Annotated in this window: 26 protein-coding genes; 14 read left to right on the forward strand and 12 right to left on the reverse strand. The window is 68.1% G+C overall.

Translation table 11 applies throughout. The features are described from left to right. Nucleotides 1-40: 40 nt before the first annotated feature. Both ACFQRE_RS04330 and ACFQRE_RS04335 read left to right on the forward strand, forming a co-directional pair. Entirely contained in the window at nt 41-709 is a 669-nt protein-coding gene (locus ACFQRE_RS04330; protein WP_380119317.1) for an alpha/beta fold hydrolase, read from the forward strand. Between the two features lie 54 nt (nt 710-763). After that, nucleotides 764-2,059 (forward strand): hypothetical protein, encoded by a 1,296-nt coding sequence (locus ACFQRE_RS04335; protein WP_380119319.1) that lies wholly within the window; start codon nt 764-766, stop codon nt 2,057-2,059. Here the strand turns inward: ACFQRE_RS04335 and ACFQRE_RS04340 are convergent. The 6 genes from ACFQRE_RS04340 to ACFQRE_RS04365 form a co-directional block, all read right to left on the reverse strand. Continuing rightward, a complete protein-coding gene (locus ACFQRE_RS04340; protein WP_380119321.1) occupies nt 2,043-2,726 on the reverse strand; it encodes a hypothetical protein in 684 nt (227 codons plus the stop codon). The genes ACFQRE_RS04335 and ACFQRE_RS04340 overlap by 17 nt on opposite strands. Continuing rightward, nucleotides 2,723-3,322 carry a hypothetical protein gene (locus tag ACFQRE_RS04345; RefSeq protein ID WP_380119323.1) on the reverse strand — a complete coding sequence of 200 codons (600 nt, stop codon included), beginning with the start codon at nt 3,320-3,322 and terminating at the stop codon, nt 2,723-2,725. Before ACFQRE_RS04345 ends, ACFQRE_RS04340 begins: the two co-directional genes overlap by 4 nt. Further along, nucleotides 3,319-3,924, reverse strand: coding sequence for a hypothetical protein (locus ACFQRE_RS04350; protein ID WP_380119325.1), 606 nt, complete (start codon nt 3,922-3,924; stop codon nt 3,319-3,321). Before ACFQRE_RS04350 ends, ACFQRE_RS04345 begins: the two co-directional genes overlap by 4 nt. Nucleotides 3,925-3,993: 69 nt before the next feature. Next, on the reverse strand, nt 3,994-4,284 hold the full coding sequence (locus ACFQRE_RS04355) for a hypothetical protein (protein WP_380119327.1): 291 nt from the start codon (nt 4,282-4,284) through the stop codon (nt 3,994-3,996). A 7-nt stretch (nt 4,285-4,291) separates the two neighbouring features. Beyond that, the gene (locus ACFQRE_RS04360) at nt 4,292-5,017 is read right to left on the reverse strand and encodes an SDR family NAD(P)-dependent oxidoreductase (protein WP_380119329.1); all 726 of its coding nucleotides are present in this window, start codon (nt 5,015-5,017) and stop codon (nt 4,292-4,294) included. A 69-nt stretch (nt 5,018-5,086) separates the two neighbouring features. Then, a complete protein-coding gene (locus tag ACFQRE_RS04365) occupies nt 5,087-6,505 on the reverse strand; it encodes an MFS transporter (RefSeq protein ID WP_380119331.1) in 1,419 nt (472 codons plus the stop codon). A 102-nt stretch (nt 6,506-6,607) separates the two neighbouring features. Here ACFQRE_RS04365 and ACFQRE_RS04370 point away from each other — a divergent pair, with 102 nt between their 5' ends. Then, the gene (locus ACFQRE_RS04370; protein ID WP_380119333.1) at nt 6,608-7,474 is read left to right on the forward strand and encodes a helix-turn-helix transcriptional regulator; all 867 of its coding nucleotides are present in this window, start codon (nt 6,608-6,610) and stop codon (nt 7,472-7,474) included. A gap of 24 nt (nt 7,475-7,498) precedes the next feature. Here the strand turns inward: ACFQRE_RS04370 and ACFQRE_RS04375 are convergent, their stop codons facing one another. Both ACFQRE_RS04375 and ACFQRE_RS04380 read right to left on the reverse strand, forming a co-directional pair. After that, complete coding sequence (locus ACFQRE_RS04375) at nt 7,499-8,566, reverse strand: S-adenosylmethionine:tRNA ribosyltransferase-isomerase (protein WP_380119335.1); 1,068 nt, start codon at nt 8,564-8,566, stop codon at nt 7,499-7,501. Nucleotide 8,567: 1 nt separating this feature from the next. Next, on the reverse strand, nt 8,568-9,269 hold the full coding sequence (locus ACFQRE_RS04380) for an SDR family oxidoreductase (RefSeq protein WP_380119337.1): 702 nt from the start codon (nt 9,267-9,269) through the stop codon (nt 8,568-8,570). 73 nt (nt 9,270-9,342) lie between these two features. Between ACFQRE_RS04380 and soxR the strand changes: the two genes are divergently transcribed. Further along, nucleotides 9,343-9,816, forward strand: a complete 474-nt coding sequence (soxR, locus tag ACFQRE_RS04385) for a redox-sensitive transcriptional activator SoxR (protein WP_380119339.1) — start codon at nt 9,343-9,345, stop codon at nt 9,814-9,816. Between the two features lie 29 nt (nt 9,817-9,845). On the opposite strand, the gene ACFQRE_RS04390 is transcribed toward soxR, so the two are convergent. Genes ACFQRE_RS04390 through ACFQRE_RS04400 form a run of 3 tightly spaced genes read right to left on the reverse strand, consistent with a single transcriptional unit; the run spans nt 9,846 to nt 11,552 of the window. After that, a complete protein-coding gene (locus tag ACFQRE_RS04390) occupies nt 9,846-10,619 on the reverse strand; it encodes an SDR family NAD(P)-dependent oxidoreductase (RefSeq protein WP_380119341.1) in 774 nt (257 codons plus the stop codon). Between the two features lie 37 nt (nt 10,620-10,656). Further along, entirely contained in the window at nt 10,657-11,085 is a 429-nt protein-coding gene (locus ACFQRE_RS04395) for a hypothetical protein (RefSeq protein ID WP_380119343.1), read from the reverse strand. A 44-nt stretch (nt 11,086-11,129) separates the two neighbouring features. Then, nucleotides 11,130-11,552, reverse strand: a complete 423-nt coding sequence (locus ACFQRE_RS04400) for a cupredoxin domain-containing protein (protein ID WP_380119345.1) — start codon at nt 11,550-11,552, stop codon at nt 11,130-11,132. A 255-nt stretch (nt 11,553-11,807) separates the two neighbouring features. Between ACFQRE_RS04400 and dnaK the strand changes: the two genes are divergently transcribed. From dnaK to ACFQRE_RS04445, 9 genes are all read left to right on the forward strand, one after another. Beyond that, nucleotides 11,808-13,721, forward strand: coding sequence for a molecular chaperone DnaK (dnaK, locus tag ACFQRE_RS04405; RefSeq protein WP_380119347.1), 1,914 nt, complete (start codon nt 11,808-11,810; stop codon nt 13,719-13,721). Beyond that, nucleotides 13,718-14,404 (forward strand): nucleotide exchange factor GrpE, encoded by a 687-nt coding sequence (gene grpE / locus ACFQRE_RS04410; RefSeq protein WP_380119349.1) that lies wholly within the window; start codon nt 13,718-13,720, stop codon nt 14,402-14,404. The genes dnaK and grpE overlap by 4 nt, the downstream gene beginning before the upstream one ends. 37 nt (nt 14,405-14,441) lie before the next feature. Next, a complete protein-coding gene (locus ACFQRE_RS04415; protein ID WP_380119351.1) occupies nt 14,442-15,488 on the forward strand; it encodes a DnaJ C-terminal domain-containing protein in 1,047 nt (348 codons plus the stop codon). A gap of 2 nt (nt 15,489-15,490) precedes the next feature. Beyond that, the gene (locus tag ACFQRE_RS04420) at nt 15,491-15,949 is read left to right on the forward strand and encodes a heat shock protein transcriptional repressor HspR (RefSeq protein WP_380119354.1); all 459 of its coding nucleotides are present in this window, start codon (nt 15,491-15,493) and stop codon (nt 15,947-15,949) included. Nucleotides 15,950-15,989: 40 nt separating this feature from the next. Further along, nucleotides 15,990-16,751, forward strand: a complete 762-nt coding sequence (locus tag ACFQRE_RS04425; RefSeq protein WP_380119356.1) for a GntR family transcriptional regulator — start codon at nt 15,990-15,992, stop codon at nt 16,749-16,751. A gap of 18 nt (nt 16,752-16,769) precedes the next feature. Next, a complete protein-coding gene (locus ACFQRE_RS04430) occupies nt 16,770-17,039 on the forward strand; it encodes a hypothetical protein (RefSeq protein WP_380119358.1) in 270 nt (89 codons plus the stop codon). Nucleotides 17,040-17,276: 237 nt separating this feature from the next. Beyond that, nucleotides 17,277-18,824, forward strand: coding sequence for a multiple monosaccharide ABC transporter ATP-binding protein (gene mmsA / locus ACFQRE_RS04435; RefSeq protein WP_380120421.1), 1,548 nt, complete (start codon nt 17,277-17,279; stop codon nt 18,822-18,824). After that, complete coding sequence (mmsB, locus tag ACFQRE_RS04440) at nt 18,821-20,071, forward strand: multiple monosaccharide ABC transporter permease (protein WP_380119360.1); 1,251 nt, start codon at nt 18,821-18,823, stop codon at nt 20,069-20,071. The genes mmsA and mmsB overlap by 4 nt, the downstream gene beginning before the upstream one ends. Nucleotides 20,072-20,162: 91 nt before the next feature. Continuing rightward, nucleotides 20,163-21,269 carry a substrate-binding domain-containing protein gene (locus ACFQRE_RS04445; protein WP_380119362.1) on the forward strand — a complete coding sequence of 369 codons (1,107 nt, stop codon included), beginning with the start codon at nt 20,163-20,165 and terminating at the stop codon, nt 21,267-21,269. 112 nt (nt 21,270-21,381) lie between these two features. Here ACFQRE_RS04445 and ACFQRE_RS04450 read toward each other — a convergent pair whose 3' ends face one another. Further along, nucleotides 21,382-22,131 carry a FadR/GntR family transcriptional regulator gene (locus ACFQRE_RS04450; protein WP_380119364.1) on the reverse strand — a complete coding sequence of 250 codons (750 nt, stop codon included), beginning with the start codon at nt 22,129-22,131 and terminating at the stop codon, nt 21,382-21,384. 141 nt (nt 22,132-22,272) lie between these two features. On the opposite strand from ACFQRE_RS04450, the gene ACFQRE_RS04455 reads away from it, so the two are divergent. Further along, entirely contained in the window at nt 22,273-23,565 is a 1,293-nt protein-coding gene (locus ACFQRE_RS04455; RefSeq protein WP_380119366.1) for an ABC transporter substrate-binding protein, read from the forward strand. Nucleotides 23,566-23,656: the final 91 nt, after the last annotated feature.

Below are 23,656 nucleotides of genomic sequence, written 5' to 3' on the forward strand. Positions count from 1 at the left end.
TGGACCGATGGTGGAGATGTGTGAGTTCAGGGTTGGCGACGTGACGCTGGCGACGCGCTGGTGGGAGTGCAGCCAACCGACGCACCGGCCCGTGGTCCTGCTACCGGGCACCGGGCTGACAGCGGCGGACTGGGACGTGGTCGCGAGTGACCTCTCGCAGGACCGGACCGTGCACGCGGTGGACCTGCGCGGGCACGGGGGGAGTGACTGGCCCGGTACCTACTCGATCGAGGCGATGGCCGACGACGTGATGAACCTCCTGCCGCAACTCGGCGCGGAGGTCGACCTCGTCGGTCACTCTCTGGGCGGGCTCGTGGCGTGCCGGGTGGCAGCCACGTCAACCCAGGTACGCGCGCTTGTCCTCGAGGACGTCGGACTGATGAGGCGGCGCCAGCCGGCGATGCCCGCTCGGCCACCGGGCGACCTCCCCTTCGACTGGGCGATGGTCGAACAGACCCGCCCCGAGGTCGACTCACCAGCGGCTGACTGGCGCGACGTCCTGCGCCGAATCACCGTGCCCGTCCTCGCCATCGGCGGTGGTCCGGACAGTTTCGTCCCACAGGAGTGGGTGGGCGACCTCGTCGAGACGGTCTCGACCGGCACACTGCTCACCATCGACGCCGGACACGAGATCCACTCGACCAGGCCGACGGAGTTCCTCGCCGCGGTGCGAGCCTTCCTCGACAAGACGGCTTCGCAGCAGTCCTGAGTGGATATGCTCCGGGCGTCAGAGTGAATGTCCGGCGGGGATGACAGTTTTGGGGTGCCAGTGAACGACGAGATGCGGGTCCGGGACATCCCTGCGGTGCTGGTGTCGGCGGCGCGGATCCTGCGCACCTACTGGGCGCCCTTCATCGTCATTGCCTGTCTGGGGCTCGCGGTCCGCAGTGGCGCCCTCTGGATCGCGGTCGAGGTCAGTGACCACAACGCGTTCGTCGCCCAGCTCATCCTTGTCGTCGCGCCGCTCGGCTTCCTCCTCGCGATGATCGCCATGCTCTACCTGACTCGTGGCGCCCTGCCCAACGTCGTGGAGCTGTCGAAGCGCGAGGCGCGTCAGGCCACGACCGAGAAGCGGGAGATGCGGCTCGTTGACGTCGCCGTGTCCGTGCTCGTGCCGTTCCTCGCGGTCTACGTGTCCTACGGGCTGCTCAAGGAGGACCTGCTCCGCTTCACCAACGAGGCGGCCTACGCAGAGTTCAACCAGTTCAGCCTGAGCGAGACGCCGGACTACGACTTCGCGGGGCGACTCGCGATCTATGACTGGCAGGTCGTCCTGACCATCGTCGCCATCGCCTGGGTGCTGCGCTTCGCCCTCGGCAAGATCGAGAGCGTGACTCGCTTCCTCTGGCTGGCGTTCCTCGGTGCGCTCGTCGAGGTCTACTACACCTCGCAGGTGGCACAGAAGGTCAGTGAAATCCGTGACGCAGGTGTCGCGTGGGTGGAGGGGCGACGCGCCTCTCGCGCGGTGCTGGAGCAGTACGACACCGTCGTCGCCAACCTCGGCCCCCTGGCGAACCCGGTCGACACCGTCACCGGCTGGCTCTTCGGGCTGCTCGGAGCCATCGACGCCGTCGTCATCGTGCCTCTCGCATGGCTCACCGTGGGCGCCGTCGTGCTCGGCCACAAGCTCAGCCCGCCCGAGAGCGCTGGGAGAGAACCGAACCCGCGCTGGGAGCGGATCCCTGCACCGGTCCGTCGCTACGGTGGCGGGCTCGTCGCCGACCTTCGCGAGCGCTGGTCGGCGTTCTGGAACGGCCTGCGGATGATGGCGACGGCAGGACTGCTGCCCATGCTGACCTTCTGCCTCGCGTTCCTCCTCGTCATCCGGATCCCGTGGGCCGTCGGTCAGCTGCTGCGGCTCGCGATCGGCCCTACCGAGACGACGACGTGGCTGGCCTTCTCGCCGATGGAGAAGGTCGCGGGGCTCGCGATCACCATGGTGCTCGCGGCCGCCCTGCTCGCCGCGGCGATCGACTGGCTGCTGGGTCCCAAGCTCGCGCCCGCGGGTGCCGGAGACCCAGAACCTGCTGCCCCCGCAGAGATCAGCGCGCCAGTTTGAGGGTGACGTAGTCCGGTTCCTCGAACGAGATCCTCAGCTCGACGAACCGCGCATCTCGCGGCACGGCGATGGCCGGGGACGTCGACCACTCTCGGGGACGAGGTTGCTCGCCCTTGGGCAGCACTCCACGCTGCTGGTGCGCAAGGATGGGCTGGCTGGGCCCCGGCGTCTCTTCGGGGACGCAGTTGGTGACGTTGGGCCCGATGGCGTCGAAGGAATGCCCGACCCTGAACTCTCGGCCCTGGTCGTCGATGAGGGTGAGGGCGCAGCCCTTGAGCGGCTGCTCCGGTGCGGCCCTGAAGTCGAGCGTGACCACCTGCGCGACCATGCCGTCGGCGAGGGTCACTTCGTCGCCGATGCGGTCCTCGTATGCCGGGCCGGCACTTCCGAGGCCGGCGAACCTCACGGAGTAGTCGCGGGTCGTGTCACCACGGGCGTCGGTGAAGGGCTCGTTGACCTGCGCCCACTGCTCGGGCTCGGCACTCGCGATCTCATGGTGGAGCCCGGACTGGTACCAGAACACGGGAACCCGGTAGCCGGTGGCAGCGAGCATCGTGACGATGGCGACCGGGACCCCTGCGATCCACCAACGACTGGGCCGTCCTGGCGGGGACGAGGGTGGGGTCGTGCGCGGCTCGACCACATCGGGGGGCGTCGTGATGCTCATCGGCGGTCCTCCGACGGTGGCATGACGCTCGACTCCTTGACGTTGATCGCGTCCTTCTGAGCCCAGAGGGCATCGACCTCGGACGCCGAGATGCCGAGGTCGATGTCGGCGAGGTCGTCGCGGCGGAAGTTCGACTCGACGCTGTCGTAGGCGCTGCGGGTGGCGAAGAGTCGAGCACCCGTGAGGGCCTTCTTGGGGATGTCGAAACAGACACTCGCATAGCTGCGCACACCGGTGGCCAGTTTGACGCTGGTGGCGCACTCGCTGCCGCGGGCCGACGCGATGTAGCGGCGATCCTGCCCGTCGACGAGGAAGAGGCCGGCGACCGTCACCGGCGCCGTGCGGGCCAGCATCTCGGTGTCCACGATGAGCCAGCGGCCACCCGCCGCGGAGGCGGGATTGCCCATGACGGTCGGCGTCACGTGCACGGCCGTGACGGTGACGTCGGCGTACTCGAGTCCGACGACCTTGCCGACGGAGCCGGTGTGGCTGAACGGCTCTGCGGCTGTCACGTCCAGGGGCACGTGGTCGGTGATGAGCCGGCCGAGGGCCATGGCGGCGATGACGAACGCCGCCGTCGCGATGCTGCGCCTCATGACTTCCTCACCACGGGGAGGGTGCCCTGCGACGCGATCTCGTCGCGCGACTTCCACGCATCGGAGTCGAGGGTCAGGGGGTCCTCGTGGACGAACTCCACGAGGTTGCTCTTCACGGTCACCGTGTCGCCCACCCACGGCCCCGTCGTCGTGAAGGTGATCGCCAGCCGGTAGGTGACGTCAGGATTCATGCCGGTCAGCCTCGTGGCGTCATCGACGAAGTACAGATCAGGTTTCTGGGTCTTGACCCCGCCACCAGAAATGCGGAGGTTGCTGGTCAGGGTCGTGGTGAGCTCGGGTCGATCACCCTTCAGGGTTACGTGGGAGTCGAGCACCATGACGCGCTGCGGGGCTTTGGGTTCCACCGCGGGTGCCAGGTCAGGGAGCTCGACAGCCTTGTCGATGACGACCTCGAATGGCCCCACCATGATCGGTGTGCCGAGCCGCAATCCGTCAGGTGGCGGCTCAGGTGGCCCCGACAGGCCGCCGAACGGGGTGCTCGCGAGCAGCGCGGCGGCCACTCCGCCGCCGACCTTCTGCGTCGTCGGCCGGCCGCGAACGAAGCTGCCCGCTCGTCGCAGGACCCCGGTGTTCTCCCCCATGGCACGAATTCTAGGGACTGGGTCGGCCGCGTGACGCGGAAGCCGTCAGTTGACGCGGATCTCCCCGTGTCATCCCGGCTTCCGCGTCCCCCTGTCACGGCCACGGTGCCGTAGCCACCACGCGAGCATGAGGGCGCTGGCGGTGGTGTTGAACGCATGCAACGCCCACAGGGGCCCTGGCGGCACGATGGTCAGGTACAGGGTCTGGACGGTGTTGCCCGCGTTGGCCATGACGAGGTTCGCGCCGCTGTAGGACGCGAGGTCCTTGGTTCGTCGGGCCTTGATGAGCATGGGCAGCGTGGCCGCGACGAAGATGGCTGTGGCGACGACGCCAGCGCTCGTCGCGATCAGGGTCCACACGCGGGCTTCACCAGGCGACCGGACCGTTGGCGTCGATGAAGGTTCCCGACGCTGCGCCTTCGGGAAGGGTCGCGGCCACCACGATCGGCACGGCCGCCTGGTCCGCCGTGAGTGGTGCCTGCTCGTGGTTGATGGGGGTCAGATCCGTCTGGACGAAACCGGGGCATACCGAGGTCACCGTGATCGGGGTGTCCGCCAGCTGTTTGGCCAAGGCGATGGTGATGTTGTTGAGGGCTGCCTTGGAGCTCTGGTATGCCGGCAGGACCATCGAGTAGTAGGGCGACTCCGGGTTCGTCTGGTCCGAGAGAGATCCCACGGTCGAGCTGACGTTGACGATGCGCCCGGCCGGCGAGGTCCGCAGGAGGGGGAGGAAGGCCTCAAGGACGCCGACGGGGCCGAGGACGTTCGTCGCATAGGTCTGTCGGAACATCTCGAGGTCGACCGACTCGGTGGGATCCGCGTTGGTGGCCTCGGGCAGGATGCCAGCGTTGTTCACCAAGACGTCCAACGAGCCATGGGTCCGGGAGATCTGCAGCGCGGCTGCGGTGATCGACGCAGGATCGGTGACGTCGAGCTGGACACTCATCGCTCCGCGACCGATCTCCTGTGCTGCGGCCTCGCCGGCGGCGGTGTCCCTGGCGCCGACGATGACGGTCATCCCCTGGTCCGCGAGCTGTTGTGCGACGGCTCGGCCGATGCCCCGGTTTGCTCCGGTGATCAATGCAGTTTTCACGGTTGGGACTCCTGTGCGTTGGTGGACGTGCGCCGCGGTTGGACGCACTCCTCTTCAACGGCGCGCAGGTCATTCGTGTGAGCCCGCCTGTTGTCGAAGCGCCACGGCTACGACCCCCGCGGTGAGGAGCGCGACGGCAGCGTTGACGCCGATCGCCAACCGCAGCCCGTGCACGGTCGTCGTGCTCGCCTGGCTGGCGACGATCGCGGACATCACCGGTGTGCCGAGAGTGATGCCGACCTGTTGGCTCATGGTGACCAGTCCGGTCGCCAGTCCCTGCTGTCCTTCGGGGACACCGTTGGTCGAGGTGACGACATAGCCCACGATCGCGACGAGGTTGGCCACGCCACCTGCGAACGTGGTGACCAGCAGGGGGAGGAGCCACGCTCGGTTGTCGCCGACGAAGGCCAGGGGCGCCGTCGCGGCTGCCTGGAGGACGAAACCGGCCACGATCGCGTTCCGGGACCCGATGCGACCGATGACGCGTGGAGCAGCGAGCCCACCGAGCACAGTGCCCATCCCCAGCACCGCAAGGATGAGTCCCGCGCTGACGGCGCTGTAGCCGAGGACGTCCTGCAGGTAGAGCGTGAGCAGGAAGACCAGCGACGTCTCGGTCGCGAAGGCGAGCAGTCCGGCGACGTTGCCCCAGGCCACGTTGCGGCGGGTGAGCAGAGCGGGCTGGATGAGGGGTTCTGCGACGCGCGACTCGATCCTCCAGAACCAGCCGAACAGAGCCATCGATCCCAGGATCGGCAACCACGAGTCGGTCGCGGTCCAGCCGGACTGCCCAGCGGTGGTGATGCCGTAGACGAGCGCGACGAGGGCGAGCGTCACGGTGATCGCACCTGGTGCGTCCAGCCGCGGGCGGCGCTCGGCCCGCACGTCGGTGAGCACGCGAGGCGCGACGACCAGCACGGCCACGGCGATGAGGACGTTGATGAAGAAGGCCCACCGCCAGCTGACCACGCCGGTGAGCAGCCCGCCCAGGACCGCGCCGGTGGTGAACCCAGCAGCCATCAGGGCACCGTTGAGCCCCAGGGCTTTTGAGCGAGCTCGGCCCTCCGAGAACATCGCCGTCAGAAGGGACAGTGCGGCGGGCGTGACCATCGCGGTCGCGATTCCCTGAGCGACGCGGGCAGCGAGGAGGAGGACCGGCTCCTGGGCGAGGCCCCCGACCATGGAGGAGGCGCCCAGGAGGGCAACGCCGGCGAGGAACACGCGTCTGCGGCCGAGGACGTCCGCCACGCGACCGAAGAACAGGGTGAAGCCAGCGGCACACAGCGCGAACGCTGTGACGATCCACTGCAGGTTGCTGGTCGCAAAACCGAGATCCGCCCCGATGTGAGGCAGCGCGACGTTGAGGATGGAGAAGTCGACGGCCAGGGTGAAGTTGGCGGTGAGCAGGACGGCCAGACCGGCGCGCTGCCGGCCGGTCAAGCGCTCCTCCGGCTCGGCGTGGGTGTGCGTGGAGGTGTGTGGGTGACTCATGGACCTCACGCTCACAGTCCGCGGCGAACCCAACCAGACCTCTGGTCTGACTATCCCTGGCAGGGACAGGTTCTCGGTCCGGCCATCGGGGAGACTGGTGCCATGGAGACCTCACTGCGCAGACCCGGCGGCCCGCGGGTCACCGAGCTGGGTGAGTTCCTGCGATCTCGCAGGGACGCCTTGTCGCCGGAGACGGCCGGTGTGCGCGGCTACGGCCGGCGCCGCGTGCCGGGCCTGCGACGTGAGGAGCTGGCGCAGCTCGCGGGAGTCTCCGTCACCTACTTGACGCGCCTCGAGCAGGGCCAGTCGCAGAACGCCTCCGACGCGGTGATCGACGCGTTGGCCCGGGCGCTCCAGCTCGACCCTGACGAGCGCACCCACCTCTTTGCCCTGGCGCACCCCGCTCCCACGAAACCCCGGCGTGCGGCGCGCCCCGAGGTCGCCAGGCCGGGCGCGCGGCAGCTCCTCCACTCGATGGCCGACACACCTGCCCTGCTGCTCGGACGCTTCAACGACGTCCTCGCGTGGAACCGGCTCGGCCACCTGCTCCTCGCGGGCCACCTCGATCCCGAGGCGCCGTCCCGGCCGGCGGAGCGACCCAACCAGATCCAGCTGCTCTTCCTCGACCCTCACACCCGTGAGCTGCACCGGGACTGGGCGAGCGAGGCGGCGCTCGCGGTCTCCTCGATCCGCTACGTCGCTGCCCAGTTCCCGGACGATCGCCGTTTGGCAGAGCTCATTGGCGAGCTGAGCCTCAACAGCCCGGAGTTCGCATCGCTGTGGGCCAGGCACACGGTGAAGCTGTGCACGAGCGGCACCAAGCGCTTCCATCACCCGGAGGTCGGCGACCTCGACCTGGACTACGAGGTGCTGCACCTGCCGGGGGCCAGCGGACAGAGGCTGCTCACCTACACGGCCGAACCGGACAGCGCGTCACTGGCCGGGCTGCGTCTGCTCGCGACCACCTGATCAGGACCAGGGGCGGACAGGCGTTCAGCTGCGCGAGGGGAGCAGCAGGGCCGAGTCGCCGAACTCGTGCCAGAGGTATCCGTGCGCCATCGCGGCGTCGTATGCCGCCTGGGTCAGCTCCGCGCCGGCGATCGACTCCACGAGGAGCAGATGTGAGGCCTGCGGGTTGTGCCACCCAGTGATGAGCCCGTCGACGACGCGGGCGGGTTCCTCCGGTGAGATGACGCGCTCGGTCCAGCCGCGGGTTGCTTCCAGCCGACCGCCGGGGGAGACAGCTGACTCGAGAGCCCTCGTGACGGTCGTACCCACGGCGATGACGCGGCCACCCGTCGCGCGCGTGGCGTTGACCAGGAGGGCGGTGGTCTCGGGAACGGCGAACCGCTCGGCTTGTGGGGCCTCGCCAGCATCCTGGGAGGAGACGCCGGTGTGCAGCGTGATCGGCGCGACGCCCACGCCACCGGCGACCAGTCGAGTGATGATGGAATCGGTGAAGGGCCTTCCAGCAGAAGGCATTTCGGCGCTACCCGGCACCGTGCTGAAGACGCTCTGGTAGTCGGTCAGCGGATATCGCTGGTCCAGGTACCCGTAGGCGATCGGCCGCCCGTGCCGCCTCATCGTGTCCGGCAGGTCTCCGTCGACGAGCACTCGCCACAGCCGGTTGCCGACGCCCGTCGGCGACGAGTGCGGGTGCGGGTAGGGCTCGAGCAGGGTGAGGACGAGTCGACCGACCTCGATGCGTTCACCGGCCACGGCCCCCAGGATCGGCGTCGACGCGTCGGGCGCGGTACGCAGCTCGATCACCCACGTGCCGTCGTCCAACGGAGTCGCTGCGTGCACGACCACCGGCCCCTGACCTTCGCGGAGTCCGTCGATCTGCCCGGCCACCGTGGCCGAGTTGTTGATGACCACGAGGTCACCGGGAGCGAGGTGGTCGGGCAGGTCACGGAAGTGCGCGTGGACGATGTCGTGGCCGTCGGCCACCATGAGGCGAACCTCGTCGCGGGCCACCCCGCGGGCCTCGGCAGGGGCGGGGGCCGTCATGTCGTCAGGCTCGCGGAAGCGCGTGGTGGGGGTGTGGGCGAGGACGGGCACGTCAGACCCCCTGAGTGGCGGGTGCGTGAACGGCTGCGAAGTCAGCGGCCTTGTAGCGCCCCGACGGCGGACGCTGGGCGAGCAGGCCCAGCAGGTGTGGCACGACCGACTCCGGGAGCGGCCGGTCGGAGATGTCCTCACCCGGGAAGGCGTCCTGGTGCATCTGCGTGCGCATGTCGCCGGGGTCGATGGCGTATGCCGTCAGGCCCGCCTCCTGCCCGTAGGTGAGGGTGACGTGGTCCAGGCCGGCCTTCGACGCGCCGTACAGCCCCCAGCCCTCGTAGTGCTCGATTGCTGCATCGGAGGAGATCGAGACGAGGACGCCGCCGGCTGCCCTGAGGGCGGGCAGCAGCGTTGCGGTCAGGACGAGTGGGGCCCCGACGTTGCTCTGCCAGACCGTGCGCAGGTCCTCGACCGTCATCGTGTCGAGGGGACGCAGCGGACTGGGGCCGAGGGTGCTGGCGTTGTGGACGAGCAGGTCGAGGCGCCCGTGGTCGGCGACTGCCTGCCTCAGGTGCTCGCGGTGGTCGGCGTCGGTGACGTCGCCGGGGATGGCGATGACGTGGGGCAGGGCGGCGGTGGCGGCGTTCAGCCGGTCGGCGTTGCGGCCGTCGGTGATGACGGTCCAGCCCTGACCTGCGAGTGCTCTGACGAGCTCGAGGCCAAGACCGGCAGAACCGCCCGTGATGAGGGCTGCAGACATGTGAACTCCTTGACGTGGTGGTGTCCTTGGAGTCATGCTGCAACTTCAAGTCGACTTGAAGTCAAGGGACGAAATGAATTCTCAGGAGGCGCTGTCCGTCGGCGCCGTCGCGCATCGCAGCGGCTTCGCCACGTCAGCGCTGCGCTACTACGAGGCGCAGGGCCTGATCGAGGCCGATCGCACCGGCGGCGGACAGAGGCGCTATCAGCGCAGTGTGCTGAGGCGACTCGCGTTCATCAGAGCGGCCTCCAACGTCGGGCTCTCACTCGAGGAGATTCGTGACGAGCTGCAGCGGTTGCCAGAGGGCCGGACCCCGAACAAGGCCGACTGGCAGCGCATCACACGGCACTGGCGTGGGCGCCTGGATGAGCGCATCGCTGCGCTCGAACGGCTTCGCGACGGTCTCGACTCCTGCATCGGCTGCGGATGTCTGTCCCTGCAGCGGTGTGGGATCTCGAACTCCGGCGACTGGGCCGCCTCCACGAAGACCGCACCGGGCGCTGCCTTCCTTCCCCGGCTCCTCCGCGAGCAGCATCCGGAGACCTGACCCGGTCGGCGTGGACCGTGTGAGTGCCCCTAGACCTGTCGGTGACCGGTGAGCAGTCCACCGTCCACAGGGAGGGTCTGGCCGGTGATCCACCCGGCTTCGTGGGAGGCGAGGAAGGCGACGGCTGCCGCGATGTCGTCGGGCTCGCCCACGCGCCCCAACGGATAGAGCGGCACCATGCGGTCGGCGCCCCCCTCCTGGTCGTCCCACACCCGGGTGCGAATGGTGCCCGGCGCGACGGCGTTGACCCGTATGCCGGCCGGTCCGAGCTGGGCGGCGAGGTTCTGGGTGAGCGACACCAGCCCGAGCTTCGCCGCCGAGTAGGGCTCGCCGCCGAGAGCCGACAGTGCGTTGACCGAGCTCACCGAGACGATCGCCGGGTGGTTCTCACTGCGGCGAAGGTGGGGCAGCGCCGCGCGGATGCACCGGACGGCACTCATCAGGTTGAGTTCGATCATCTGGGACCACGTGTCGTCGCCGACGTGCTCGAAGTCCTCGTGCGCGACACCACCGCCGGCGACGTTGATGAGGACGTCGAGGCCGCCGAAGTGGTCAGCCGCGGTCGCGACGCAGGCGCGGACGGAGTCGTCGTCGGTGACGTCCAGCTCGACCGCGAGGTGCAGGTCACCCGAGCCGCCGAGGGCCGCGACCACCTCCCGGCCGGTCGCGAGGTCGAGGTCGGCCACGGCCACGCGAGCCCCCTCAGCGGCCAGCCACTGCGCGCAGGCTCGCCCGATGCCGTGAGCGGCCCCGGTCACCATGACCCGCGAGCCGGTGAATCGAGGACCATCGTGGTGAGCCATGACTTCACCATGCACCACATTCGGCTTCTGGCGTGAGTCAACCGTGCGCCCGGTGCCGGGCGTGCCTCTCGTCCCTGGCGCGTGGGCGGCGCCCCAGGACCAGGGCGATCAATGCCGCGACAGCGGCCAGTCCCTCGAAGAATGCACTCAACGACTTCTCGAGGAACCACACGGGCTCATACATCGCCGGCAAGGGCCCCAGGGCGGGGATGTTGACATAGCGGTAGAGGACGACGGCAACGACAGCACTGAGCCCGACGGCGAAGGCGGAGATCAGCGCAGGGCGGCTACCGCGCCAGAGCACCCACACAGCAACGACCAACGCCACGACGGCTTGGATGCGAAACAGGTTTCCGGCGCCGATGCCGCTTGGTGCGGCCTGCTGGTAGCCGGGTGCGAGCCGTAGGTGGACGACAGCATCCACCAGCAGCGACACCGCAATGACCACTCGAAGGATCAACGGCACCAGAGGCCCTGCGGTACGTGGGCGTGTGGCCGTCGGGGCGGTGCTCACCTCACGACCAGTGTGCCGGTCATGTTCGGGTGGAACGAGCAGATGAACGGATAGCTCCCGGGCTTGCTCGGCGCGGTCAACGTTGCCGTCCCGTCGGGGCCAATCTCGACGTCGAACGCGCCGTCGTTGGCCGTGACCGTGTGGGCCGATGGGTCGGCGTTCGTGATGCTGATCTTGGCGCCGGGCGCCACCGAAGCAGGCACCGTGTACTTGAAACCCTTGATCGAGATGACCGCTTTTTCGGCCTCGGCCGTGGCTGACGGGGACGCAGGCTGGGTGGCTGACGTCGACGGCGAGGGCGTCGGGGACGTGGACGAGGTCGGGGACGCTTCCCCATCGTCCGTGTTCGAGGAGCTGCAGGCCGACAGGCCCAGGGCCAGCGCGGGGACGAGCGCGAGGAGCGTGATCTTGCGAGTCATGGTGATGCCTCCGGATCAAGCGGCCGAGACGTCGGCCACATCGAGAGGGGTTCGGTGCAGGGATGAAACCGGATTGCTCCGCAGTGACCTGCGCCTTGATCTGGTTTCAGGAACGGTCGCCGGGAACAAGGTCACGCAGCCAAGAGTTGAGTCGAGTGAACGCAAGTTTGGACGCACGGATTTGCCATGCGGCATACCGGCTCCTAACTTGAGTGCAAGCAACTCAACGCAAGCTCAACACGCAAGGAGATCCACATGGCCCGCGCAGTCGGAATCGACCTCGGAACCACGAACTCAGCCGTCGCCGTCCTCGAAGGTGGCGAGCCCACGATCATCGCGAACTCCGAGGGCGGACGCACGACCCCGTCGGTCGTCGCCTTCACCAAGGGCGGTGAGGTCCTCGTCGGCGAGATCGCGAAGCGCCAGGCCGTGACCAACGCCGACCGCACGCTGCGCTCCGTCAAGCGCCACATCGGCACCGACTGGACGAGCGAGGACATCGACGGCAAGAAGTACAACTCGCAGGAGATCAGCGCGCGCACGCTCCAGAAGCTCAAGCGCGACGCGGAGGCCTACCTCGGTGAGCCCGTCACCGACGCCGTCATCACCGTCCCCGCCTACTTCGACGACGCCGAGCGTCAGGCCACCAAGGAAGCCGGTGAGATCGCGGGCCTCAACGTCCTGCGGATCGTCAACGAGCCCACTGCTGCGGCCCTCGCCTACGGCCTCGACAAGGGCAAGGAGGACGAGCTCATCCTCGTCTTCGACCTCGGTGGTGGCACGTTCGACGTGTCCCTCCTCGAGGTGGGCAAGGACCCGGAGGACGGCTTCGCCACCATCCAGGTCCGCGCGACCAGCGGTGACAACCAGCTCGGTGGAGACGACTGGGACGACCGCGTCGTCCAGCACCTCCTCACCACGGTGAAGAACAACACCGGCGTCGACCTCGCCAAGGACAAGATCGCGATGCAGCGTCTGCGTGACGCCGCCGAGCAGGCCAAGAAGGAGCTCTCCTCGGCCAGCTCGACCAACATCTCGATGCAGTACCTCTCCATGAGCGAGAACGGCCCCATCCACCTCGACGAGACGCTGACCCGCGCCCAGTTCGAGCAGATGACCCAGGACCTGCTGGACCGCACCAAGCAGCCGTTCCAGAACGTCATCAAGGACGCCGGCATCAAGCTCGCCGACATCGACCACGTGGTCCTCGTCGGTGGCTCGACCCGCATGCCCGCCGTGACCGAGCTCGTCAAGGAGCTCACCGGTGGCAAGGAGCCCAACAAGGGCGTCAACCCCGACGAGGTCGTGGCGCTCGGCGCTGCCCTCCAGGCCGGTGTCCTCAAGGGTGAGCGCAAGGACGTCCTCCTCATCGACGTCACGCCGCTCTCGCTCGGCATCGAGACCAAGGGTGGGCTCTTCACCAAGCTCATCGAGCGCAACACCGCGATCCCGACGAAGCGCTCCGAGGTGTTCTCGACCGCTGAGGACAACCAGCCCAGCGTTCTCATCCAGGTCTTCCAGGGTGAGCGCGAGATCGCGCAGCAGAACAAGGCGCTCGGCACGTTCGAGCTCTCCGGCATCGCGCCCGCCCCCCGTGGCGTCCCGCAGGTCGAGGTCACCTTCGACATCGACGCCAACGGCATCGTCCACGTGACGGCCAAGGACCGCGGCACCGGCAAGGAGCAGAAGATCACCATCTCTGGCGGCAGCGCGCTGTCCAAGGAGGAGATCGAGCGCATGGTCAAGGACGCCGAGGCTCACGCCGAGGAGGACAAGGCCCGCCGCGAGGAGACCGAGACCCGCAACCAGGCCGAGTCGCTCGTCTTCTCGACCGAGAAGTTCCTCGCCGAGTCCGGTGACAAGCTCAGCGACGACGCGCGCAAGCCCGTCGACGAGGCGCTCGTCGCCCTCAAGGACGCCCTGAAGCCGGAGGCCCAGGCGTCGCGCGAGGACATCCAGTCCAAGATCGACACCCTCAACGAGGAGTCCCAGAAGATGGGCGCCGCCATGTATGCCGCGGCGGCCGAGCAGGGCGAGTCCGGTGACGTTCCCGGTGGCGAGGCTTCTGACGCTGGCGAGGCCGACGCCCAGGCCAACGACGACAGTGATGTCGTCGACGCGGAGGTCGTGGAGGACGACGACACCGCTGACACCGAGGACAAGAAGTGACCGACTCGAGCAGTGCGGGAGACCGCGTGCCGGGGGACGACGAGATCTTCGACGGCGAGATCGTGGACGAGGAGTTCTCCGACGCGATCAACACCGAGTCGGCCAACGACGGCGAGGAGGTGGCTCCGGCCCAGACCGGGGCCACCGCCTCGGTGGCGGACCAGATCGACGCCATCGATGTTGGCGAAACTGGCGTCGGCGACACCCGCGAGACCGGCGAGACCGGCGGCGAACACCCGGACACGGCGCTCGCGGCGCAGCGGCTCGACGACCTCCAGCGGCTCAACGCGGAGTACGTCAACTACAAGCGTCGTGTCGACCGTGACCGGGCGAGCGTCCAGGAGCGTGCGGTGCGCGACGTCCTCGAGTCGGTTCTGCCGGTCCTCGACGACATCCAGCTGGCCCGTGACCACGGCGATCTCACCGACGGCCCGTTCGCGGCGATCGCCGACAAGCTCGAGACCAGTCTCGGCAAGTTCGGCCTGACCCGCTTCGGTGGCGTCGGCGAGGTGTTCGACCCGATGCAGCACGAGGCCCTCATGCACGCCGCGTGGGACGCCTCGAACCCGGAGCTGCCGACCGATGCGACGGCCACCACCGTCGTCCAGGTGCTCCAGCCCGGCTATCGCACCGGCGACCAGGTCCTCCGCCCCGCGCGGGTGGCCGTCGCCGATCCTGAATGATGCAGCGTGAGAGGCCGTTTCTTCGAAGGAGGCGCTGATGGCCAGTCAGGACTGGTTCGAGAAGGACTTCTACGCCATCCTCGGCGTCTCCAAGGACGCTGACGCGGCCGCGATCAAGAAGGCCTACCGCAAGCTCGCCCGCACGCACCACCCGGACAAGAACCCGGGTGATGCGGGCGCCGAGCAGAAGTTCAAGGACATCGGCGAGGCCAACGCGGTGCTGTCCGACACCAAGCAGCGCGAGGAGTACGACGCCGTGCGCCAGATGGCCCACGGCGGCGCTCGCTTCACGGCGGGTGGTCCGGGTGGCAATGGTGGCTTCGACGACGTCTTCAGTGCCTTCGGCGGTGGCGGCGGTTCACGCATGCGCTTCGACACCGGTGGTGGGTCGTCCTACGGCGGCTACCCCGGTGGCGGTGGCGGCGAGGACATCAACGATCTGCTGTCGCAGATGTTCGGTGGCGCTGCCGGCGGTGCCGCTGGCCGCGGTGGACAACCGGGGTATGCCGGTTACGGCGCCCCTCGCGGTCCCCGCAAGGGTGCCGATGTCCAGGCCTCCACGACGCTGCCGTTCCGCGACGCCGTCGAGGGTTCGACGGTGACGCTGCGCACGGCTGAGGGGCGCACCATCACGGCGCGCATCCCGGCCGGCGTCAGGGACGGTCAGAAGATCCGTCTGCGTGGCAAGGGTCAGCCGGGCGAACCGGGTGCTGCGGCCGGCGATCTCATGCTCGCCGTCTCGGTCGAGAAGCACCCGGTCTTCGGACGTGAGGGCGACAACCTCACGATCGACCTGCCGGTGACCTTTGCCGAGGCTGCCCTCGGTGCCACGGTCGCGGTGCCCACCCTCGACGGCCACGACGTCAAGGTGCGCATCGCCCCCGGCACGCCCTCGGGCCGTGTCCTGCGCGTCAAGGGCCGTGGGGTCGTGGGCAAGAACTCGACCGGCGACCTGCTCGCCAAGGTGCAGGTCATCGTGCCGGATGCCCTGTCCGACAGGGCTCGTGAGGCGATCGAGGTCCTGCAGGCCGAGGCCGACGGCGTCGACCCGCGGGCCGAGCTCGCCGACAGGGCCAAGGCCTGATCATGGCTTCCCGCCCGCGCCTCCCGCGACCGGATGACGAGGCACCCGTCTTCGTCATCTCGGTCGCGGCCGAGCTCGCTGGCATGCATGCCCAGACCCTGCGTCAGTACGACCGGATCGGGCTCGTCACCCCGTCACGCACCAGAGGTGGCGGGCGCCGATATTCGGCGCGCGACGTCGAGATGCTTCGTGAGGTGCAACGCCTCTCGCAGGAGGAGGGAATCAGCCTCCCCGGCATCGCCCGCATCCTCGAGCTCGAGAACCGGGTGGACGCCCTGCAGGCCCGCATTGCCGAGGTGACGCTCGAGGCCGAGCGGTTGCGCATCGCCGCCTTCGGTGGGTCGAGGGTGTTCTCCGTGGGCCCGGGCGGCGAGATCTTCGCCAGCCGTCTGGGGGAGCGGCCCCGCCGTCGGCCCGGTGGGGGCTCTGCTTCGCAGGCCCTGGTCCTCTGGCGCCCCTGACCTTCCGCACACCACTCCTACCCCGGCTACTGTCACGGTCATGGCAGGACAATCCGAGGTCGAGGAGACGCGCCCGACCAAGCAGTCGCAGGCGATCTCGCGCCTTCGGGCACTGGCCGACACCCTGGGCTCGGGGGCGATGCTCCCGACCGAGCGGGCGCTCGCCGAGGAGTGGAGCGTTGCGCGCATGACCGTGCGCGGGGCGATTGCCGTGCTCACGCGCGAGGGCCGGCTGCGGGCCGAGCAGGGACGCGGGACCTTTGTGCAGCCACCGGCCATCGCCCTTCGGGTGAGACTCGGATCGTTCGCCGACGAGGTCAAGCGCGCCCAGCTCAACCCGACAACGCGAACCCTGGGCCGGGCCCTGGACGACGCGCCACCCGAGGCGGTGCGTGTCCACCTCCGGCTGCGGGCGGGAGCTGCGGCCGTTCGCCTGGACCGGTTGCGGCTCGGCGATGGCAATCCGCTTGCGCTGGAACGTGTTTGGCTCCCCGCGCGCCTCGCCCGTCCCCTGCTCAAGGGTGAGCCTCCGGCAAGTCTGTATGGCTGGCTCCGAGATCGCGGCCAGCTACCGGACGCGGGTGAGGAGAGCGTTGTTGTGGGCTTCCCGACGGCGTCCGAGCAACGCCACCTGGCCATCTCGTCGGCGTCTCCCATCGTGCGCCTGACCCGCCGTGCCACGGCTGCCGGCATCCCGGTGGAGTACGCCGAGGCCGTCCTTCCCGCTGATCGCTACGAGCTGTGGTTCCCGCTGGCCGCCGGACCGGACGGGCGACTGGCGGCAGCACCGGAAGCCCGCTGAACGGCATACTCACGTTTCATGACCGAGCACCTGCTTCTCTTCCCCGACCGCGCCGTGGCACAAGAGATCGCCGCCGACCTTGCTGACGAGGGTTTCAGCGAGGTCCGGGTCCTGCGCGTTGCCCTCGCGGGAGAAGACGACGCCGAGGACCACGAGTGGGGTGTTCACGTGCGTGAGGACATGGTCGAGGACGAGTCAGGACCTGTGGAGAGCGGTCTGCGCGACCGGTTCGCGGCCCTCGCGAAGGAGCACCACGGTTGGTACGACCCCGTTCCGACAGATCCCTGACCGATACGGCTGTCGATGCGGGAGTGCCCTGTCATGCACCAGACGCGGGTATCACGGGGCATCCCGGGTGTTTTTGTCCGATTAGCCTTGTCCACTGGACAAGGCTGGGCGTCCCGCCACCGAGGTGACCGTCAACGACAGGTGACGGGTCTAGCATCGGCTCACCGAGGCCATCGAGGTCCTCGGTGAGTGACTCGATGAGGAGACGATGTGGCCGGTTCGGCACCCATCCTGGAGATGACGGGCATCACCAAGACCTTTCCCGGTGTGAAGGCCCTCTCCGACGTCACCCTGACGGTGCGCCGCGGTGACGTCCACGCGATCTGCGGTGAGAACGGCGCGGGCAAGTCGACCCTGATGAAGGTCCTGTCAGGCGTCCACCCGCACGGCACCTATGAAGGCACGATCCGCTTCAACGGCGCCGACGTGACGTTCAACAACATCCGCGACTCCGAGCACGCCGGCATCGTGATCATCCACCAGGAGCTGGCGCTCATTCCCGAGCTCTCCATCGCCGAGAACATCTTCCTGGGCAACGAGGAGACCAAGCGCGGCGCGATCGATTGGGTCAAGACCAACAACCGGGCGCGCGACCTCCTGGCACGCGTCGGCCTCGCGGAGGACCCCGAGACGCCGATCAAGAACATCGGTGTCGGCAAGCAGCAGCTCGTGGAGATCGCCAAGGCGCTCTCCAAGGATGTGCAGCTGCTCATCCTCGACGAGCCCACTGCGGCGCTCAACGAGGAGGACTCGCGCCACCTGCTCGGCCTCATCCGAGGCCTGCAGAGCAAGGGCATCACGTCCATCATGATCAGCCACAAGCTCAACGAGATCGAGGCCATCGCAGACGCGATCACGATCATCCGTGACGGCGAGACGGTCGAGACCCTCGACGTGCGCGAGGGTGCCGTCGACGAGGACCGCATCATCCGCGGCATGGTCGGGCGTTCGCTCGAGTCTCGCTTCCCCGACCACACGCCGCAGATCGGCGAGGTCATGTTCGAGATCAAGAACTGGACCGTCGGGCACCCACAGGTTGCGGATCGCCTCGTGGCCAAACAGTCCGAGTTCTTCGTGCGCCGCGGCGAGATCGTCGGCTTCGCCGGTCTCATGGGCTCCGGGCGCACCGAGCTCATGCGCTCGATCTTCGGCCATTCCTACGGCACTTGGATGAGCGGCGAGATGACGCTCAACGGCAAACGGGTGGACCTGCGCAACGTGCCCGCGGCCATCGACGCGGGGATCGGCTACCTCACCGAGGACCGCAAGTCCCTCGGCCTCAACCTGCTCGACGACATCAAGGCGACGACGGTCTCGGCCAAGCTCAAGAAGATCACCCACCAGCTGGTCATCGACCGTCGCGCCGAGCACTCCGCGGCCGACGACTATCGCAAGGCGCTGCGCACCAAGACCCCTTCGGTCGACTATGGCGTGGCCAAGCTCTCGGGTGGCAACCAGCAGAAGGTCGTCCTGGCCAAGTGGCTCTTCACCGATCCCGACCTGCTCATCCTCGACGAGCCCACCCGCGGCATCGACGTCGGCGCGAAGTTCGAGATCTACGGGATCATCCAGCGCCTCGCGAACGAGGGCAAGGGCGTCATCGTCGTCAGCTCCGAGCTGCCCGAGCTGCTGGGTCTGAGCGACCGGATCTACACGATCAGTGAGGGCCGGATCACCGGCGTCCTCGACAAGGCCGCGGCGGACCAGGAGTCCCTCATGCGCCTCATGACCAAGACCGGGCCAACGAACTCCACCTCCGACTCGACCCCGAAGGACGCCGCATGAACAAGCTCAAGGAGATCTTCGGAGGCGACACCCGCCAGTTCGGGATGATCTTTGCCCTCGTCTTCCTCATCGTGCTCTTCCAGTTCTTGACGGACGGGCTGACGCTCGACCCGGGCAACGTCATCAACATCTTCCAGGGCAACAGCTACATCCTCGTGATGGCCATCGGCATGGTGCTCGTCATCATCGCGGGCCACATCGACCTCTCGGTCGGGTCGATCGCCGCCTTTGTCGGCATCTGCGTCGCCATCGCGATGCGCGACTGGGGCATCCCCTGGTACCTCGGCATCCTGCTCGGCCTCGCCATCGGCGCCCTGGCCGGCGCCTGGCAGGGGTTCTGGGTCGCCATCGTCGGCATCCCCGCCTTCATCGTCACGCTGGCCGGCATGCTCATCTTCCGCGGGGCCAACCAGTGGGTCGGCAAGTCAAACACCGTTCCTGTCGGCGAGGACTTCCAGACCATCGGCGCCGGGTATCTGCCTGAGGTCGGGCCCAGGACCGGCTACAACAACCTCACCATCCTCATCGGGCTGCTTCTCTGCGCGGCCATCATCGGCGGGACCCTGCGCAACAGGCGCAACCAGGCCAAGATCGGTGTCGACGTCGAGGCCGGCTCGGTCATGTGGATCCGGCTCGGCCTGATCTCCGTCGCCATCCTCGCCGTCGCCATGCTCATGGCGTCGGGTCGGCGTGGTACCTCCCTGCCGATATCCGCGCTCATCCTCGGCGGACTCGTCCTGCTCTACGGCTTCATCTCCACGCGCACGATCATCGGACGCCACGTCTACGCCGTCGGTGGCAACCGCCACGCAGCCGAGCTGTCCGGCGTGCGTTCCAAGCGGGTCAACTTCCTCGTCATGATGAACATGTCGATCCTCGCGGCCCTCGCCGGGATGATGTTCGTCGCCCGCTCCAACGCCTCCGGCCCGTTCGACGGGGTCGGCTGGGAGCTTGACGCGATCGCCGCCGTCTTCATCGGTGGCGCCGCCGTCACCGGTGGTGTCGGCACCGTGGTCGGAGCCGTCATCGGGGGTCTCGTCATAGCCGTCCTCAACAACGGGCTCCAGCTCAAGGGTGTGGGCGCCGACATGACCCAGATCATCAAGGGCCTCGTGCTGCTCACCGCCGTCGCCTTCGACGTCTACAACAAGTCACAGGGCCGGCGCTCGATCACGGGCCTGCTCACCCAGAACTTCGGTCGGCGAGCGACCCAGGACACGACCGAGACGGTGAAGCAGGAGTCCTGACCCCGGGCTCGCCGGACCAGCCAACTTCATAGGCACCACAGGTGACGTCTCCGCCCCGGGTTCGTCACGGCATACGAAAGAAAGAGACAACATGCGTTCCCTCACCAAGGTGATGGCGGTCTCCGCCATTGCAGCTCTTGCACTGACCGGCTGCGGCCGTGCCGACGAGAAGACCCCGACCGACACCGCGAGTGGTGCCGCCAGCGGCGCAGCCGAGGCCTTCCCGAAGGACGCCCTGATCGGCGTCTCCCTCCCGCAGAAGACCTCCGAGAACTGGGTCCTCGCCGAGAACCTCTTCAAGGACGGCCTCGCCAAGGCCGGCTTCAAGGCCGACGTGCAGTTCGCCAACGGTGGTGTCGGCGAGCAGCAGAACCAGCTCCAGTCCATGGTCACCAAGGGCGCCAAGGTCGTCGTCGTCGGCGCCATCGACGGTGCCCAGCTCGGCACCCAGGTCAAGGCCGCCAAGGACAGCGGAGCGACCGTCATCGCCTACGACCGGCTCCTCCTCAACACTCCCGCGGTCGACTACTACGTCGCCTACGACAACTTCAAGGTCGGTGTGCTGCAGGGCAACGCGCTCCTCGAGGGCATGGCCGCCAAGAAGCCGGCCGGTCCCTACAACATCGAGCTCTTCGCCGGTTCGCCCGACGACGCCAACGCCAAGGTCTTCTTCGACGGCGCCATGAGCGTCCTCCAGCCGAAGATTGACGACGGCACCCTCAAGGTCGTCTCGGGTCAGACGCAGTTCACCCAGGCCGTCACCCAGGGCTGGAAGGCCGAGAACGCGCAGAAGCGCGCCGACACCCTTCTTTCCGCCAGCTACTCGACGGCCACGCTCGACGGCGTCCTCTCCCCGAACGACACCCTCGCCCGCGCTGTCATCACGTCGGTCAAGGCCGCAGGCAAGCCCGTCCCGGTCATCACCGGTCAGGACTCCGAGGTCGAGTCGGTGAAGTCGATCATGGCTGGCGAGCAGTACTCCACGATCAACAAGGACACCCGCAACCTCGTCAAGGCCACCATCGAGATGGTCGTCGCCCTCCAGAAGGGCGAGAAGCCGACGGTCACGGACGACAAGTCCTACAACAACACCGTCAAGGTGGTTCCGGCCAACTTGCTCGAGCCGCACATCGTCACCAAGGCAAACGCCAAGGAGGAGTACGCGAACGACCCGACCCTGTCCGTGCTCACCAAGTGAGCTGACAGCCCACGGTCCACACGCACTCGGCCCCGTCACCCCCTCCCGGTGGCGGGGTCGAGGCGCGTCTGTGTGCCCGAGGGTGAACGGCACTGCGGCGTATGCCGCCAGCTCACCCTTGCGAGGTCGGTGCCTGTTTCTGCTCGGCCCAGAGCTGTTTGGTCTCGCCCATGGTGCGACTCATGATCGCGACCATCGCGGCGTGGGCCATGTCGCCGTCGCCTCGCTGGATCGAGGAGGCGACATCGGTGTGCAGCTGGAGCGCGTCGACGTGGGGGTGGTGGGGCATGAGCCCGTAGGCGTGCCGACCGGTGAGGACCTCGGCCACCTGACGGTGCAGGTGCTCGAACATCTCGTTGCCCGAGGCAGCGAGGACGCGTCGGTGGAACTCGATGTCGAGGGCGAGGAAGTCGTCCATGCGCCCGTCCTGACCGGCGGCCCAGAGCTGGCCCGCGAGGGTGACGAGGCCGCTCGCCTCGAGCGGCAGGGCGCGTTCAGCCGCCAACCGCGCGGCCTGTGGCTCGACGGCGGTGCGCAGCTCGGTGATGGACCGGAGCTGGATGAGGCGCCCGTCGGTCGCGAGGCGCCAGCGGATGACCAGCGGGTCGTAGACGTTCCAGGAGCCGGCGTCGAGGACCAGGGTGCCAACCTTGCGGCGGGACGCGACGAGACCCATGGAGGAGAGAACGCGCAGCGCCTCGCGCACCACGGAGCGCGAGACGGCGTGCTCGGACACGAGCTCGTCGATGAACAGGACGGTCCCGGGCGCCAGGGCGCCGCCACAGATGGCCAGTCCAAGACTCTCGACGAGGCGTCCGTGCAGACCGGTGACCTCGTCGACAGGGCGGGGGGCAGTGGCCATGCGTTAAATCATACGCATTCTGGTCAGAGTCTTGCTCAAGTCATACTTATGACTCTAGTATCCCGTGATTAGACGGACGTAGTGGTCCGGCGCGGCGACGGCTCCAACGACGGGGCGGCCTCGACACTCAAGGAGATCGACGTGTTGCGACGCACAGCAACCGGATCCGCTCTGGCTCTCGCCGCGGCCCTCGGCCTGTCGGCCTGTGGTGGCGGCGGCGACGAAGAAGGCACCGGCTCGAAGACCATCCAGGTCACTCTGGCCAACCATGTGTGGACCGAGAACCTCAAGGCGGCCCTTCCCGAGTTCGAGAAGTCCACGGGCCTCAAGGTCGAGCTCACCCAGCTCGGCGAGGACCAGCTCTCGGACCAGTACAACGTCAAGCTCAACGCTGGCACGAGCGACCTCGACGTGATGATGTATCGCCCCCTGCAGGAGGGCAAGCTCTTCGGCAAGAACGGCTACCTGTCCGACCTCACCAAGGACGTCGAGGGTGCCAAGGACTGGAACTGGGGCGACTTCCAGCCGGGCCCGGTCGAGGCCGCCACCTATGACGACAAGGTCGTCGGCGTGCCGCTCATCACCGAGACCGAGGTCCTCTACTACCGCAAGGATCTGCTCCAGAAGGCTGGCTACTCCGCACCGCCCAAGACGCTCGACGAGCTCAAGGAGGCTGCCGCCAAGGTGCAGGCCGCCAACCCCGGCGTCGCCGGGTTCGTGGCTCGCACCGGGAAGTCGGCGGCCGTCACGCAGTTCTCGAGCTACCTCTACAGCTTCGGTGGCAACTGGGTCGACGACAGCGGCAAGGCATCGGTCAACTCGGCTGAGGCCAAGCAGGCCTACGCCTACTACGGGGGGCTCCTCCACGACCACGGCCCCAAGAACGTCAGCACGGACATGAGCTGGCCGGAGGCCATGGCGATCTTCACCCAGGGTCAGGCCGCCTTCTACACCGAGGCGAGCTCGCTCTACAAGAATGCCACCGACCCGGCCAAGTCCAAGGTCTCCGAGACGGTCGGATTCGCTCCCTTCCCTGAAGGTCCGGCCGGCTCCAAGCCCTACAACGTCCCGTCGTGGGCGCTGGGGATCAACGAGGCCTCCGAGAACAAGGCCAACGCGTGGAAGTTCATCGAGTGGGCCACCACCAAGGAGCAGACGCTCGCCAACCAGAAGGCAGGGGTCCCCGGAGCCCGCACCTCGGTCTCGAGTGACGCGGACGCGACGTCGACCTACCCGAAGGACCTCGTCGAGGCGGCTGCCGCAGGCGCCAAGAACGGTGTCGGCTTCGACCGCCCCCAGGTCGTGAAGGTCCCCGAGGCTCGTGAGCTCGTCGGACTCCCGATCGTCGACGCGATCACCGGCAAGGACTCGGGGGCCGCGGCCGACGAGGCTGCCAAGGCCTTCCAGGCCCTGCTCGACGACGAAGCAAAGTGACGGGCTGACGCAGCCTGAGTTTTGACCCATGGGCCCTGGTGCCGAGAGCCGCAGGGCACTCGGCACCAGGACCCGGGCCCGATCCACCCCG

Origin of the sequence: Knoellia pratensis (assembly GCF_042666395.1) — a bacterium.
Taxonomy (GTDB): Bacteria; Actinomycetota; Actinomycetes; order Actinomycetales; family Dermatophilaceae; genus Knoellia; species Knoellia pratensis.

Excerpts from the sequence above, each read along its gene's own strand:
- ACFQRE_RS04340 (WP_380119321.1), bottom strand. The coding sequence starts at position 2,726 with ATGAGCATCACGACGCCCCCCGATGTGGTCGAGCCGCGCACGACCCCA.
- ACFQRE_RS04345 (WP_380119323.1), bottom strand. The coding sequence starts at position 3,322 with ATGAGGCGCAGCATCGCGACGGCGGCGTTCGTCATCGCCGCCATGGCC.
- ACFQRE_RS04350 (WP_380119325.1), bottom strand. The coding sequence starts at position 3,924 with ATGGGGGAGAACACCGGGGTCCTGCGACGAGCGGGCAGCTTCGTTCGC.
- ACFQRE_RS04365 (WP_380119331.1), bottom strand. The coding sequence starts at position 6,505 with ATGAGTCACCCACACACCTCCACGCACACCCACGCCGAGCCGGAGGAG.
- ACFQRE_RS04370 (WP_380119333.1), top strand. The coding sequence starts at position 6,608 with ATGGAGACCTCACTGCGCAGACCCGGCGGCCCGCGGGTCACCGAGCTG.
- ACFQRE_RS04380 (WP_380119337.1), bottom strand. The coding sequence starts at position 9,269 with ATGTCTGCAGCCCTCATCACGGGCGGTTCTGCCGGTCTTGGCCTCGAG.
- soxR (WP_380119339.1), top strand. The coding sequence starts at position 9,343 with ATGAATTCTCAGGAGGCGCTGTCCGTCGGCGCCGTCGCGCATCGCAGC.
- ACFQRE_RS04390 (WP_380119341.1), bottom strand. The coding sequence starts at position 10,619 with ATGGCTCACCACGATGGTCCTCGATTCACCGGCTCGCGGGTCATGGTG.
- ACFQRE_RS04400 (WP_380119345.1), bottom strand. The coding sequence starts at position 11,552 with ATGACTCGCAAGATCACGCTCCTCGCGCTCGTCCCCGCGCTGGCCCTG.
- dnaK (WP_380119347.1), top strand. The coding sequence starts at position 11,808 with ATGGCCCGCGCAGTCGGAATCGACCTCGGAACCACGAACTCAGCCGTC.
- ACFQRE_RS04415 (WP_380119351.1), top strand. The coding sequence starts at position 14,442 with ATGGCCAGTCAGGACTGGTTCGAGAAGGACTTCTACGCCATCCTCGGC.
- ACFQRE_RS04420 (WP_380119354.1), top strand. The coding sequence starts at position 15,491 with ATGGCTTCCCGCCCGCGCCTCCCGCGACCGGATGACGAGGCACCCGTC.
- ACFQRE_RS04425 (WP_380119356.1), top strand. The coding sequence starts at position 15,990 with ATGGCAGGACAATCCGAGGTCGAGGAGACGCGCCCGACCAAGCAGTCG.
- ACFQRE_RS04430 (WP_380119358.1), top strand. The coding sequence starts at position 16,770 with ATGACCGAGCACCTGCTTCTCTTCCCCGACCGCGCCGTGGCACAAGAG.
- mmsA (WP_380120421.1), top strand. The coding sequence starts at position 17,277 with ATGACGGGCATCACCAAGACCTTTCCCGGTGTGAAGGCCCTCTCCGAC.
- mmsB (WP_380119360.1), top strand. The coding sequence starts at position 18,821 with ATGAACAAGCTCAAGGAGATCTTCGGAGGCGACACCCGCCAGTTCGGG.
- ACFQRE_RS04445 (WP_380119362.1), top strand. The coding sequence starts at position 20,163 with ATGCGTTCCCTCACCAAGGTGATGGCGGTCTCCGCCATTGCAGCTCTT.
- ACFQRE_RS04450 (WP_380119364.1), bottom strand. The coding sequence starts at position 22,131 with ATGGCCACTGCCCCCCGCCCTGTCGACGAGGTCACCGGTCTGCACGGA.